Origin of the sequence: Microcoleus sp. OTE_8_concoct_300, assembly GCF_031383065.1 — a bacterium.
GTDB lineage: Bacteria > Cyanobacteriota > Cyanobacteriia > Cyanobacteriales > Microcoleaceae > Microcoleus.
This window is the reverse complement of sequence record NZ_JANMZH010000720.1, coordinates 1-12,971: the sequence shown is the minus strand read 5'-3', so window position 1 is coordinate 12,971 and position 12,971 is coordinate 1. Positions and strand designations below refer to the sequence as shown.

Sequence of the window (12,971 nt, the reverse complement as noted above, 5' to 3'; positions counted from 1 at the left end):
GTGACATCTCCCACATCAACTGAGTACAGTATGATGTGGGCTTCTTGCAGCCCGATGAAGGGTATGCAAAATTTCCTTCACGGTACTGTCATCCATAGTTCCTACTACAGAAAGATTCCCGTTACGGCGTTTTATACTGGGGAAAATGTCCAACCCCAGTTTCTTCAAGTTAATCGCGGCATTTATATCACGATCGACCATTAAAGAATGTTGTTCATCCCAATATTCTCGAATATTACAATCTGCGAAAACAATTTCATTCCGATAGCACAGAAGCATTGAGGTGTATGCAGGTTTTTGCGAAACGACGACTGATCCAGCTTTTTCGGCTATGTATTCCAGCGTCTTAAAGAATTGACCAAATGCAGCATCCAACCAAGACTTATTTAGTCCTGATTTGGCTGATTGACCGTTCGGTAGGTAAGTCCCCTCATCATCTTGCTTAACTTTATTCCGTTTTGTTAAGCTCTTGAGATTTAAGTCTTCGTGAAAATAGAACTTAGCGCCTGACCTCACAAGCTTGTGAGCCGTCTTATAGTGGAAATCTTGACGAGAACGAGCTATTTTTTGGTGCTGTTTAGCTTCTTTTTTGGCTAATTTGCGCCTAGCTGCTTTGCCTCGTTTCCGCTTGTTCCGCTTTCTCGAAATACGGTCTAACTTAGCTTGATTTTTGCGAAGTGGTTTTAACGAGGGTAGCTTTTCACCTGAAGACGTTGCCAAATAAACATCTTCGTGCAGCACTGCATCCAAACCCACTGAGTTATCCCATGTAGGGTTAACCTTGTCAAAAGTGAATTCGGGAACAGAAGCATCTTCAAGCATTAACTGAATAAACCAACCATCAACCTTCCTAGTAACACTAGCTTGCTTGATGGTAAATCCATCAGGGATTGAGCGGTGCATCCGAACTTTTACGGCACCTAACTTTGGCAATCGAACATACATCCAATTCTTGCGAACCAGTTTAATCCAATCACTGTTAGCCGTCGAAAAAGTCATTGTGCGATAATCCGCTTCAGTCTTGAATCGGGGTTTACCTGATCGCCCACCCTTGCTGTCCCCAGCGATAAACCGTTCAAAGGCTTTATCTACTCGCTTAGAAACATCTTGCAAGATGGTTGAGTCTACCTGTTTAAAATCTAGTAGCTCACCACTATGAAATACTTTTACCAAATCCTTTTTAATAATCGGCAATTGTTGTTTTTGTGAGTAGTAGTTTGGTTTTTCCCTAGGCGCCGAGATACTAACAATCAACGGACAAGCATTTACAGTAGTGCGGTTCATTTCCCACCAATCAAAACGATCGCCTAGCTGGCGATTATACCAGTAACGGCAAATCCTTAGCCAATGGTTAAGAGTTAGCTTTTGCTTGATGTCGGGATAAAACTGATACTGATATGTTGTCTTCATTGCGTTACGACCTTTACGCATTTATTAACGAAACTACCAGAAAATCCTATACATTGTCAAGCAATTGAATAATTATATTGAACAGTAAAATTAATTTATTAAATAAAGAGGTTGTTCGTCTTGTCATCCACCCGTTCACGGTTCAAAACTGTATATTGAATTGGTCAACGGGTGGAATCCTCACCTCACACGCCTTTCATCCCACACTATATCGCTTCGATTAGTGTGGGGATTCCCGTCTGGTCAGCTAAACAGCATGGGCGTGTCCTTAATTTCGATCGCGACTTGTACCGCGAACACCAATTTTCCCGTAAAATCAAAACAGTCTACCCACAACCAACACGCTACCTGTGGCAAAGTCAACTGAACCCAACAATCCAGAGAGCCCGAGCCAACTTGCCCGATCGCCTCTGTACGACCTATCATTAGAACTCAAAGCCCGAATGGTGCCCTTTTCCGGGTGGGAGATGGCGGTGCAGTACGCAGGCATCAGCAGCGAACACCAAGCAGTACGGCAGCAAGCAGGAATGTTCGACATTTCCCACATGGGAAAATTTTGTTTGAGAGGGAAACAATTAATAGAAAAATTTCAACCCCTAGTACCCTCAGACTTGAGCCGCCTGCAACCCGGTCAAGCTCAATATACAGTCTTGCTAAATGCCAAAGGCTGCATCTTAGATGACATTATTTTCTACTGCCAAGAACCCGACGCTATCACTAGCGAAGAACGTGCAGTAATTATTGTCAATGCCGCCACTCGCATCCCAGACAAAGCATGGCTCACCACTCACTTAGAATTGAGCGGACTCTGTTTTACCGACATCTCCGAAGATAAAGTTTTAATTGCAATTCAAGGGCCGGAATCTCTCAAGTATCTCCAGCCTTTTGTAGAAGACAACCTCGCACCAATTAAGGCATTCGGTCACTTAGAAACAAATCTGTTGGGACAGCCGAGTTTTATCGCCAGAACAGGTTACACCGGCGAAGATGGGTTTGAAATCATGGTGGATGCCGAAGTAGGAAAAGAACTGTGGCGAAAATTGTTAGATGCTGGCGTTGTACCCTGCGGTTTGGGTGCCAGAGATACCTTGCGTTTAGAAGCAGCAATGGCTCTTTACGGTCAAGATATCGACGACAATATCACGCCTTTAGAGGCTGGATTGGGTTGGGTAGTTCACCTAGACACCAAAGGCGATTTTATTGGTCGCGAGGTTTTGGAACAGCAGAAAGCGAGTGGAGTATCAAAGCGGTTGGTAGGGTTAGAAATGCAGGGGCGGCACATTGCGCGCCACGGCTATCCGGTAATATTTGAAGGCGAAACAGTAGGAGAAGTTACTAGCGGTACATTATCGCCTACATTGAATCGACCAGTAGCCCTCGCGCTTGTTCCGGCAAAATTAGCGAAAATCGGTCAGCAATTAGAAATCGAGATTCGCGGGAAAAACTATCCGGCTAGTGTGGTGAAAAAACCCTTTTATCGATCGCCAAACCGACCTAGTTAAATTAAGTAGGTGAGCATTACATTAATTCAGGGGCATTGCTCAGAGCAACGGCTCACAAGAAAGTGTAAGTGTATTTGTTGTGGAACGGGCTTCTAGCCCGTTGCTCATAATTGTGGTCAAGAAGACTCATCTACTAGCTTAGCAAATTTTCGCAAAGTTGCAGCATAGCGATCGCCCGCCACATCTATCAAATCATTATGACCTGCCCCATCAACCCAAAAATTTAATTTCGGCTGCTTCGCCGCTGCAAACAACTGCTCTCCATGCCAAAACGGCACCACCTCATCAGCCTTACCATGAATCACCAAAACAGGCGATCGAACTTTGCCAATCTTATCAATATTCACAAACTTGTCAAAGGGTAAAATCGGAATCCGCGTCAACACCCGAAAAGCCGAAACAAAGGAATTTTCAACCACCAAACCACCGACTTTTTGGCGCGACGCCAAATCAATTGCCGGCCCACCGCCCACAGAACGCCCATAAAGAATAATGTGCTTTGCAGATACTCCCAACTGTTGGGTTAAATAATTGTAAGCAGCATCAATATCACGATAAGTATTATACTCAGAAGGATTTCCCTGACTCGTGCCGTAACCTTGATAATCATAGGCAAACACAGCAAACCCGCTATCTCGAATCTCTCTGAGCAGCCACAAAATCCCGTCCAAGTTTTCTGCATTCCCGTGACTGTAAAGTATGGTATATTTAGCTGGCGGGTTAGGAAAATGAACAGCAGAAATTTTCACGCCATTAGCTGAGCTAACTTTGATAACTTCCATGCTATCACTCTGGCTAGATGGGGGATGTTGGAAAATTAGCCGTTCTGAAAAAAAGAAACCGTAAAAACACAGAAATGCGTAAATAAAAATTATAGATCGCATAAGTCGTTTGACCGAAAATTCTCCGAAAAGCAAGCGTTTAATATTTTTTTTGTTCCAGTTAGTCATCACTAAATGCCCATAGTTCACCAAGATTTATCGGAAAATTGGGTAAAAGCCCCTTCTTAATAGGACGGCTTTAATTGATTGCCGACTTTTGTTTTAATCGTTTAGTGGCCTCAATATCTATTTTTCAAATTTCATTGCCTTCTATTTAAAATAGAATACAATATACTATACCACAGGTAGAATAACCGCCGATACAAATGAGACACCAATCTCAAACGACTGGTCGGAAAACAATAATGGTTAGTGGGTGGCGAACACCACGAAAAACACAGCTAGGCTAACTAACGTAAGCCAAAACCAGAAAAGTAAATTCAAGGAAGTTAAAAACGTACCGTATGCCCTACGGAAACGTGAGAAGTAATTCTCGAACGCTTGGGGAGATAAAGCCCTCTGGGACTAACTAAATTAGGCTCAATATTTGGTTCATTTGAACGGATATTTGGTCTAAGAACTGCCGCAAGGATAGATAGTTTTAAGGTATGTCGCCAGAACCAAGAATCCCCACGCCTGATACCTGGGGAGTGTAAAACAAACTAATCATCAAAAAACCAAATATTTCAAGTCCTCTGTTAATTTTAGCAGTCTCTAACTGGGAAGATCAGGCCAACCTGAGCAATCAGGAAGCTTAGAGCATCTGATCTAGGCTAAACATAAATCGCTAAGTTTGACTTGCAGATTGCTGTAGGTTTTTAGAAGCGGTTTTGCCCTCGTAGTGCGACATATTAAGCGGTGCTGCCGATCGCGCGTAAAATCTTTTTGATAAAATTTTGCCTCGGTTTCCGACAGCACCGCTAAAAAAAAACTAGCAATTTTTGTCAGCCAGAGCGCAAATCTACTCCCCCGACTTTACTCACGCCCGTGAGCACCCCCGAAGAAGGCAAAATTATTTATCTATAAGACTCAGGTGAACAAGAACCGTACTGTTTCAGATACTAAGCGAAGTTTCTATACGATTCACACTCGACCGATCAATTCAATTTACCGTCGAGTGGTAGAAGAGTTGATGGTAGAAATGCACTTGCTTTTGGCAAATGCCGATTTTCAATACGACCCGATTTATGCTTTGGGTGTGGTGACAGCTTTTGATCGATTCATGCTCGGGTACGCCCCAGAAGCAGACAGAGTTTCGATTTTTAACGGTTTGTGCAAGTCCCTAGAGGAAGATCCAGATCGCTACAAGCAAGACGCTCAGAGATTGGAAAGCTTGGCGGAGCGACTTTCCGGGCAAGAGTTGCTCTCGTGGCTCGATAGCTCGACCAGCTTTGAAGATACAGCGGATTTGCAAGCGTCTTTAGGGGCGATCGCCAGCAACGCTCAATTTAAGTACAGCCGCTTGTTCGCGATCGGTTTGTTCTCGCTGTTAGAAAAAGCTGACCCTAACTTGGTAAAAGACCAAGAAACGCGAAATAACGCGATCGCCAAAGTCAGTGCGGCATTGAACCTCCCAGAAGACAAAGTTAGCAAAGATTTAGATTTGTACCGCAGCAATTTGGAAAAAATGGCCCAAGCGCGAATAGTGCTTCAAGATGTCATCCAAGCGGAACGGAAAAAACGCGAAAAACGTGAGACAAAAGTTACCGCCGGCCCCTCGGCTGACTCTTCTGACAGCAACAATTAATCCTTTGAAGGAAGAAGGAAGTTCGGCAACGGATTTGGTAACGGATGTAACGGATGTAACGGATGTAACGGATGTCAGGAAGAAGGAAGAAAAAAGAAGGAAGAAGGAAGAAGGAATTTTTTATTTGAGGTAACAAATAAAGAAAACTCTTAAATTTTAATTTTTTGTTTTTCTATTCTGGCTTTGACCATCTGGCGAATGCCTTGAGATGAATCTTGGGGGCTGCGGAAACTAAAAATCCCGCTTTCTGAATAGAGCGGGATCGACTTAACTAAAATAGAGCTGTTGGTGTAATACTAAGCCTGCGGCTCAAAATTAGTGGCGTTAGCTTGCAGCCAAGTGCTTAGCTGTGAAAGAACTTCGTTTCCCGAAGACTTGCCCAAAGCTGTGGGGTTTGGGGTGTCGGGTCTGTCCACGTTGCGGGCGATCGCGGCGTTAACTTCTTTGGAAATCAAATCGTGAAGTTGCTCTTTAGCCCTAGCCCTTTGAAAGTGAGCTCCCTCTTCCGTCGTAGCGTACAGAGGTGGCAGCCTATTTAAAGCATAAGCTGCAATATCTCCCACATCCAGACTCAGGTCGCTCGTCGCCTCAATTTCGGCCACCCTAGCGATCGCATCGCTCAGCACCAACTCTTCCATCACATTGATGAACTGTTTGCGCGGCAGAACCACAACTTCGCCGGTCAACAAAGCTCCCATCAGACGATCGAGAGCCATGTACTCTTCGATCGACAATTCCGAAGCCGTATTGCAGATCCGTCCCACCTCAGCTTCCATAGACGGCGTTAAATAGCCGTCTTGCAAAGCTTGTTCAACAATTTTTTCAATACTCATATATGCTTCCCACTCAACGGCATCATTAATAGAGTTTTGTAAAGACGCGATTGCTGGCGTCTTGAAATTCGAGTTTTGAGAGTTGAGTTGAGAATTTTTATAAAAATCTTAACTCAATACTGATAACCCATAAAGTTATCTGCACACCCCAGCCACAAACTTACCCCATAATTGACTGATAAATTCATCAAAACCTGCAAAAATTGCTACTCAACTCCCTGAAGCCGCCAAGGTACAGGATCGACGGACTGCCCGTGTACGTAAAGTCCCCAGTGCAGGTGAGGGCCTGTCGAAGCCCCCGTTGACCCCAAAGCACCTATTACTTGACCGGCTTTCACGACATCGCCCTCCTTGACATCAATCCGGCTGAGGTGCATCAAAATACTTGCTACTCCCTGACCGTGGTCGATACCAACGACGTTCCCGTGGATTTTGAACCCTTGGGATTCGCGTCCCACTAGAGACACCCGACCTGCAGCAGGTGCTACTACAGGGGAACCGTAAGCACCGGCATAATCGACGCCACGGTGGTAGTAGTCCTGAGCAAATACTCCATTATAATATCGGCGAACTCCGTAAATAGTGGTAATTTCGCCCGAGTTGGGGCGCAACAATTTGCCGTCCCAAAATTTTTCGGGTGTCACCAGTGCTTTAAATGCGTCTACGCGATCGAATTCGGCATCTGTACCTTCGGTGTCTTTGCCCGGAGGTAGCCAGATAGATTGAGTGGGAAAATCTCGATCGCGCACTTGCACGCTTAAGTTCTGCACTTGTCCGTCACCTGCGACTTGAAGAAGGCGGGCACCGGGTTTCTCTAGCGGCGTTGTCGGCAGCAGGGCCCGAAAGCGGCTGTTGCCGATCGGAAATGCGGGGTAGTTTTTTTGCTGTAGAGAAACTTGTGGAGTTTCCCCGCCGTTACCGTCAACCTGAATAATTACTGACAGCGTATCTCCCAGTTGGGGATTTGCCGGCGTCACAACTACCTGCAAAGCTTGCACCGGCAGGGCAAAACTTAGAATACCAGCAACAATTCCCCCGATCGAACTGGCGGTTAGCTTGTTTGCTTTCAACTGCCGCCACCGCAAAATCAGACCCGTAACTATTTCCGCACTTAGCCCGCCGTTGCCTCGACTCACACTCATTATCATCACTACGTGTCCTTAACCTTTGTCTCGCTGATATATTTTTAAGTGACATACTCCTACACCAACACAAGCTGTCACCAGTGGTGTAGGCGTCTTTGCAGCCCGATGAAGGGTATGCAAAATTTCCTTCGCGGTACTATCATCTATAGCTCCTACTATAGAAAGATTCCCGCCACGGCATTTTATACTGGGGAAAATGTCCAACCCCAGTTTCTTTAAATTGATCGCGGCGTTCACGTCACGATCGACCATCAAAGAATGTTGCTCATCCCAATAGTCTCGAATACCGCAATCGGTGAAAATAATTTCATTTCGATAACTGAGAACCATTGATGTATAAGCCGGTTTTTGCGGAATGACGACTGCTCCAGCTTTTTCTGCTATGTATTCCAGCGTCTTAAAAAATTGACCAAACGCAGCATCTAGCCAAGACTTGTTTAGTCCTGCAAAGGCTGATTGACCGTTTGGAAGGTAAACCCCAGTATCATCTTGCTTAACTTTGTTCCGCTTCGTTAAGCCCTTTAGGTTCAAATCTTCATGAAAAAAGAATTTAGCTGCTGACCTCACAAGCTTGTGAGCAGTCTTATAGTGGAAATCTTGGCGAGAACGACCTATCTTCTGGTGTTGTTTTGCTTCCTTTTTAGCTAATTTGCGTCTGGCTTTAGAGCCGCGCTTCCGTTTATTTCGTTTTCTTGAAATACTGTCTAACTTGGCTTGATTTCTACGAAGCGGTTTTAACGAGGGTAGCTTCTCGCCTGAAGACGTTGCCAAATAGACATCTTCATGAAGCACTGCATCCAACCCAATTGAGTTGTCCCATTTTGGGGTAACTTTGTCGGGTGTGAACTCGGGAACAGAAGAGTCTTCGAGCATCAATTGAATGAACCAACCATCAGCCTTTCTGGTTACACTAGCTTGTTTAACAGTAAATCCCTCGGGAATTGAGCGGTGCATCCTAACTTTTACGACACCCAATTTAGGCAATCGGATGTAAATCCAATTCTTGCGAACCAATTTAATCCAATCGTCCTTAGCCATAGAGAAGGTCATCGTTCGATAATCCGCTTCAGTCTTAAATCGGGGTTTACCCGATCTTCCACCCTTACTGTCACCTACTATGAACCGCTCAAATGCTTTATCTACTCGCTTAGATACGTCTTGCAGGATTGTTGAATCTACCTGTTTAAAGTCCAGTAGCTCGCCACTATGGAAGACTTTTACCAAGTCTTTCTTGATGACGGGCAATTGTTGTTTTTGCAAGTAATAGTTGGGCTTTTCGCGAGGCGCAGAGATACTAGCAATCAATGGACAAGCATTCACCTTAGTGCGATTCATTTCCCACCAATCAAATCGATCACCCAACTGTCTGTTGTACCAATAACGACAGATTCTCAACCAGTGGTTGAGGGTCAATTTTTGATTGGTACCGGGATAAAACTGATACTGGTATGTTGTCTTCATTGCGTCACGACCTTTACGCATTTATTTAGTATGAAAATACCCGAAAATACTGCACTATGTCAAGCAATTAAATAATTATATCGAACAACAAAATTAATTTATCACATAAAGATACTGGTTGTGATTTGATGTCGTCATCCACCTGTTCATTCCTCGCCCGCTATGCTTGTGAGGTCATGAATAGGTAAAATCAGGAGTCTCACGCGCCTCTGGTCCCACACTAACCGAAACCGTATAGTGTGGGGTTTCCCGTCTGGCTAGCTAACTATAGCAATCCGCAATGATTCGAGATAAACAGCCGTAGGTAAAAAGCTTGGTCAAAGATTTGGAGATGAGAGACTAACTTAAATCAATACTTAACTTCACGTGATAACAATAATAAAAATTCCCGTAGTGCAGGGATGAAAGCCCGTTTGAGCCAGACGCTCACACTACCGTTTCCACCACCAATCCAGGAGAAACCAAGTTTCAACAGAAACACTCTTCATCTCTAAGCGGATGGGATTATATTTTATCAGTGCTACTGTTGCATAACTTTTAACAATTGGTATTAGCTATAGTTCACGCCACCACAACAGACTTATTTTTAAATCCTCTGCTGTTAAATCAATTCTTTTTTGGCAGTTGATTTTCTGAGAACCTTCCTCCAACTCTCTAGTTATTGTAGCCTGTTTTTGGCAAAATAGCATTGATTCCCAATTTTAAAATTTCCTCTAAAATGGTATGAGATAAAAATTGAGAATTGCTATAATCTTATCACCTATAATTATAGGGATTCAAAGGTAGCAGTGAAACCATCTAAGGTCAAGCATTCTTCCATAAATTCCTCTACATCGTTGACATTCTCAAGCTGATATTCCATGATGCGTTGACCATCGCCTTTCATCTTTTTGGAAGAGGAAGGCGTGGCCGGATATTTGGCAGCGATCGCTTTGAAAGCTTTGGAATGGATATCCCAGCTTTCAGCAGAACATTTTATGATTAAAAGCCACATGATTAAATTCCTCCTTAGGTTTGGTTAACTAATAGTCTGACGACAGTGGAACTTAGCTCGATAGTGCCGACAAATCAAGGGGTTCTATTGTTTGGAAAAAAGCTAAAAGCCGAGCCACTATGCGAGCAACACCACCCTTAACATTAGACTCAATATTCAAAGGCATCACCGGATCGTGGAGTGATAAGCGTAACAGAAACCAGCCGGATTCGCTAGCTGACGTGCAGGAAATTCGCACACCTTCGTAGTTATTGGGAACGATTTTCCAGTCTGCTTGCGTTGAGACAAATTTTTGCAGTTGCTCAATAACGCGATATCCTTGGGCTTGGAAATCATCCCCACTAAGTTTAATCCGAAATTCTGCACTTTCTTCTGGCTCTTTTAAATTTGCAATTAAATCTGGCAAAGATTGATTGGCTAGCTTTGATTTAGCCAATTCAATCAATAATTTGCTGACCAAATAAGCGCCATCATCCAGAAAGTAATTTTCTTTCAAAGCTCCATGTCCCGAGGTTTCAATCGCCAGCCATGATTCCTGTCCGGCTTTATTGAGGCGAATCGACTCGTCAATCACATTTTTGTAGCCGCGTTTAAAGCGATGGTGAATCCCTTTTAAATCTTGTTCGATGAATTGTGTCAAGCCATCGGAGGTGATAGAATCGGTGACAATGGTAGAGCCTGGGTGTTCTTGTAATACGATCGCAGAAATCAAGGCAATTAAGCGATTGCGATTGAGTTCCTTGCCAGCTTGATCGACGGCCGCACTGCGATCGACATCGGTATCAAAAATAATCCCAAAATCAGCTTTATGTTCAATTACCGCTTGACAAATTGACTGCATTGCCTGTTTATCTTCGGGATTTGGCACATGATTGGGGAAAGTACCATCTGGTTCTAAAAACTGACTGCCCGTAGTGTCTGCACCTAAAGGTTTTAAGACTTTATCAACATAAAAACCGCCAGCACCATTGCCGGCATCCACAACAACTTTTAATCCTGTTAGTGGTTCCTCAAAATTATCTGGATGATTGACTGATTCCCGGATATTTTTGACAAATTGGTTAGCATAAACAGAGATAAAATCATGCTTTGTAATGTTACCGGGCGAGGCGGCTGGCTGAAAGTTATTGCTTTGGGCTAGTGCTAAGATATCTGTAATATCCTGTTTTTGTAACCCACCTTTGGCGGTAAAAAACTTTAAGCCGTTGCGATTAAAGGGCAAATGGCTAGCAGTGAGCATAATCGCGCCGTCGCAATCAAAACCAGGGGTAATCGTACTCATAAACATGGCGGGGGTTGAGGCCATTTCAAAGTCGTACACGGTGGCACCAACTGAGGCGATTCCCTCCATGACTGCTTGCGTTAAGGTTGGCCCTGATAGGCGACTGTCACGCCCGATCGCGATCGTTAATTCTGGGGCGGGTTTGTTGACTTTTTGCACCAGCCAACTGACAAAGGATTTACCTAAGATTGTCGCAATGTCTGGGGTGAGGTTGACTTTTTCATTGGGAACGCCTTCAAGGGCGATACCGCGAATGTCTGAGCCATTTTGAAGTTTTGTCCAGTTGAAGTTTTGCATAGTATATTGATGGTAAGTATAGCCTTTCTCAGTAACATGAGGTGCTCTCGCGGGCATAGGGCATAGGGCATAGGCATAGGACTCGCCCCCATACCTCACCACGCTTGAGAACCCCTATAGAAAGATCGGAGTCGGCGGTTGAACCGATCGTACCAACTTTCGTGCGCGGATCGAGGGTTCGACGCTCACTTCGCCTTTATGTCCTTCGCGGACTAAGAAATAAAGAGGGGAGAAATCTCGGATGCGGTATTATTAGTCATTACGGTGACAGAATTTTTGAATCCAATAAGCTAACCGGCATTTAAATTGTATGTAAGGAAACAATCAAAGTCTTTTGGCTCGTTGCTTTGAGCAACGCCCCAACTATCCAATTGAAATGTGGAACAGCTTACGGGGAATTTTTGACCCATCACCGCTGAGATTAAGCTGTGATTCCTTAGCGGGGTTCAACGCTGTAAATTGCCTGCAAGCGGAACTCACCATGAGCGGGAACTTCCACAATATCTGTAGCTGCATTGGTCGTTTCTACGCAGAGTAAACGCTCATAATCTGCATCATCAAGGTCGGCCATATTTGCCGAAATTGTCACCCAGGGATTCCACACTACGACGGATTTACTACCCGAGGATTTAATGCGAATACGGCGATTGAGGGCGCTATCGTCAATGACTAATTCATTAGTAATATCAAGATAAATGCGATCGACTTCACCTGTTACTACCACTGCACCCACTTGAGTTTTTTCGACACCACCATCAACTTTATCAAGATACTGGCTATTTTCTAAACCTAAAACCTGCACGCGGTTGATATCGCCGACTTGGAAATAGGTGTGCAAAGCTTGGGTGAGGGGAAATGCTTGATCGCCTAGATTGCGGGTGATTAATTCTACAGTGAGAGTGGTGCCGATCGTAATCTCGATCGCCAGTTCAAAGGATTGGGGCCAAATTGCTCTAGTTTCATCGGTATCCTTGAGTCCTAGAGTGACTTTGGTGGCGCCGTCTGGGGTTGTGGCTGTTTCTAGCACATTCCAGAGGCGAGTCCGCACAAACCCATGACTCGGACGCCCCAAGCCTTCGGGATCTGGGCCAAACCAGGGCCAACAGATGGGTATACCGCCTTTGATGGCTTTCCCTTCGGCATAGTAGGCTTTTTCGCTGACGAACATCAAGTCTGTGGTTTCGGTGGCTGGTTGAAAAGATAGCACTTGACCGGCATACACAGAAATTAAGGCTTTGGCTTGACCGTTGTCGATGTGAATCATGGGGAAACCACCGTTTCCGGTGGCGAAGGTGAGGTGTCCGGCTATGCCGTAGTCTGTGTTTAATTGGTCAATACTCATCAGAAATATGGGTTTGAAACCCCGTCCTTTTAGGACGGCTTTACATTGGATGGGGGGGGAGGAATTCTCCCCCGATGAATGCTTGTTACCGCCTTGGATATACTAACGACGTTCGACGTTTTGTATTCGCCTTTAAC

12 protein-coding genes are annotated in these 12,971 nt (G+C 44.6%); 3 read left to right on the top strand and 9 right to left on the bottom strand.

The features are described from left to right. Window positions 1-15 precede the first annotated feature (15 nt). Together ACUVJL_RS32550 and ACUVJL_RS32545 are read right to left on the bottom strand one after the other, a co-directional pair. On the bottom strand, window positions 16-1,410 hold the full coding sequence (locus ACUVJL_RS32550) for an RNA-guided endonuclease InsQ/TnpB family protein (protein WP_445249604.1): 1,395 nt from the start codon (window positions 1,408-1,410) through the stop codon (window positions 16-18). 243 nt (window positions 1,411-1,653) lie between these two features. After that, window positions 1,654-1,836 carry a hypothetical protein gene (locus ACUVJL_RS32545; RefSeq protein WP_445249606.1) on the bottom strand — a complete coding sequence of 61 codons (183 nt, stop codon included), beginning with the start codon at window positions 1,834-1,836 and terminating at the stop codon, window positions 1,654-1,656. Here ACUVJL_RS32545 and gcvT point away from each other — a divergent pair. Continuing rightward, window positions 1,761-2,912, top strand: coding sequence for a glycine cleavage system aminomethyltransferase GcvT (gene gcvT, locus ACUVJL_RS32540; protein ID WP_445249603.1), 1,152 nt, complete (start codon window positions 1,761-1,763; stop codon window positions 2,910-2,912). The two genes, ACUVJL_RS32545 and gcvT, sit on opposite strands and share 76 nt — an antisense overlap. A gap of 116 nt (window positions 2,913-3,028) precedes the next feature. Here gcvT and ACUVJL_RS32535 read toward each other — a convergent pair whose 3' ends face one another. After that, window positions 3,029-3,862, bottom strand: coding sequence for an alpha/beta hydrolase (locus ACUVJL_RS32535; RefSeq protein WP_445249602.1), 834 nt, complete (start codon window positions 3,860-3,862; stop codon window positions 3,029-3,031). Window positions 3,863-4,766: 904 nt separating this feature from the next. On the opposite strand from ACUVJL_RS32535, the gene psb29 reads away from it, so the two are divergent. Next, window positions 4,767-5,480 carry a photosystem II biogenesis protein Psp29 gene (gene psb29, locus ACUVJL_RS32530; protein WP_445249601.1) on the top strand — a complete coding sequence of 238 codons (714 nt, stop codon included), beginning with the start codon at window positions 4,767-4,769 and terminating at the stop codon, window positions 5,478-5,480. A gap of 4 nt (window positions 5,481-5,484) precedes the next feature. Next, window positions 5,485-5,613, top strand: coding sequence for a hypothetical protein (locus ACUVJL_RS32525; protein WP_445249600.1), 129 nt, complete (start codon window positions 5,485-5,487; stop codon window positions 5,611-5,613). Between the two features lie 163 nt (window positions 5,614-5,776). On the opposite strand, the gene ACUVJL_RS32520 is transcribed toward ACUVJL_RS32525, so the two are convergent. The 6 genes from ACUVJL_RS32520 to ACUVJL_RS32495 form a co-directional block, all read right to left on the bottom strand. Then, the gene (locus ACUVJL_RS32520) at window positions 5,777-6,313 is read right to left on the bottom strand and encodes a late competence development ComFB family protein (RefSeq protein ID WP_332959798.1); all 537 of its coding nucleotides are present in this window, start codon (window positions 6,311-6,313) and stop codon (window positions 5,777-5,779) included. A gap of 206 nt (window positions 6,314-6,519) precedes the next feature. Next, window positions 6,520-7,461 (bottom strand): M23 family metallopeptidase, encoded by a 942-nt coding sequence (locus ACUVJL_RS32515; RefSeq protein ID WP_445249605.1) that lies wholly within the window; start codon window positions 7,459-7,461, stop codon window positions 6,520-6,522. A 12-nt stretch (window positions 7,462-7,473) separates the two neighbouring features. Then, the gene (locus ACUVJL_RS32510; protein WP_445249599.1) at window positions 7,474-8,940 is read right to left on the bottom strand and encodes an RNA-guided endonuclease InsQ/TnpB family protein; all 1,467 of its coding nucleotides are present in this window, start codon (window positions 8,938-8,940) and stop codon (window positions 7,474-7,476) included. Between the two features lie 745 nt (window positions 8,941-9,685). Continuing rightward, the gene (locus tag ACUVJL_RS32505) at window positions 9,686-9,913 is read right to left on the bottom strand and encodes a hypothetical protein (RefSeq protein WP_333150210.1); all 228 of its coding nucleotides are present in this window, start codon (window positions 9,911-9,913) and stop codon (window positions 9,686-9,688) included. A 52-nt stretch (window positions 9,914-9,965) separates the two neighbouring features. Further along, window positions 9,966-11,492 (bottom strand): phosphomannomutase/phosphoglucomutase, encoded by a 1,527-nt coding sequence (locus ACUVJL_RS32500; protein WP_445249598.1) that lies wholly within the window; start codon window positions 11,490-11,492, stop codon window positions 9,966-9,968. Between the two features lie 436 nt (window positions 11,493-11,928). Further along, window positions 11,929-12,834 carry a D-hexose-6-phosphate mutarotase gene (locus ACUVJL_RS32495; protein WP_445249597.1) on the bottom strand — a complete coding sequence of 302 codons (906 nt, stop codon included), beginning with the start codon at window positions 12,832-12,834 and terminating at the stop codon, window positions 11,929-11,931. Window positions 12,835-12,971: the final 137 nt, after the last annotated feature.

Coding starts and splice junctions, on each gene's coding strand:
- ACUVJL_RS32515 (WP_445249605.1), bottom strand. CDS start 7,461: ATGATAATGAGTGTGAGTCGAGGCAACGGCGGGCTAAGTGCGGAAATA.
- ACUVJL_RS32500 (WP_445249598.1), bottom strand. CDS start 11,492: ATGCAAAACTTCAACTGGACAAAACTTCAAAATGGCTCAGACATTCGC.
- ACUVJL_RS32545 (WP_445249606.1), bottom strand. CDS start 1,836: ATGATAGGTCGTACAGAGGCGATCGGGCAAGTTGGCTCGGGCTCTCTG.
- ACUVJL_RS32550 (WP_445249604.1), bottom strand. CDS start 1,410: ATGAAGACAACATATCAGTATCAGTTTTATCCCGACATCAAGCAAAAG.
- ACUVJL_RS32505 (WP_333150210.1), bottom strand. CDS start 9,913: ATGTGGCTTTTAATCATAAAATGTTCTGCTGAAAGCTGGGATATCCAT.
- ACUVJL_RS32535 (WP_445249602.1), bottom strand. CDS start 3,862: ATGACTAACTGGAACAAAAAAAATATTAAACGCTTGCTTTTCGGAGAA.
- ACUVJL_RS32510 (WP_445249599.1), bottom strand. CDS start 8,940: ATGCGTAAAGGTCGTGACGCAATGAAGACAACATACCAGTATCAGTTT.
- ACUVJL_RS32520 (WP_332959798.1), bottom strand. CDS start 6,313: ATGAGTATTGAAAAAATTGTTGAACAAGCTTTGCAAGACGGCTATTTA.
- ACUVJL_RS32495 (WP_445249597.1), bottom strand. CDS start 12,834: ATGAGTATTGACCAATTAAACACAGACTACGGCATAGCCGGACACCTC.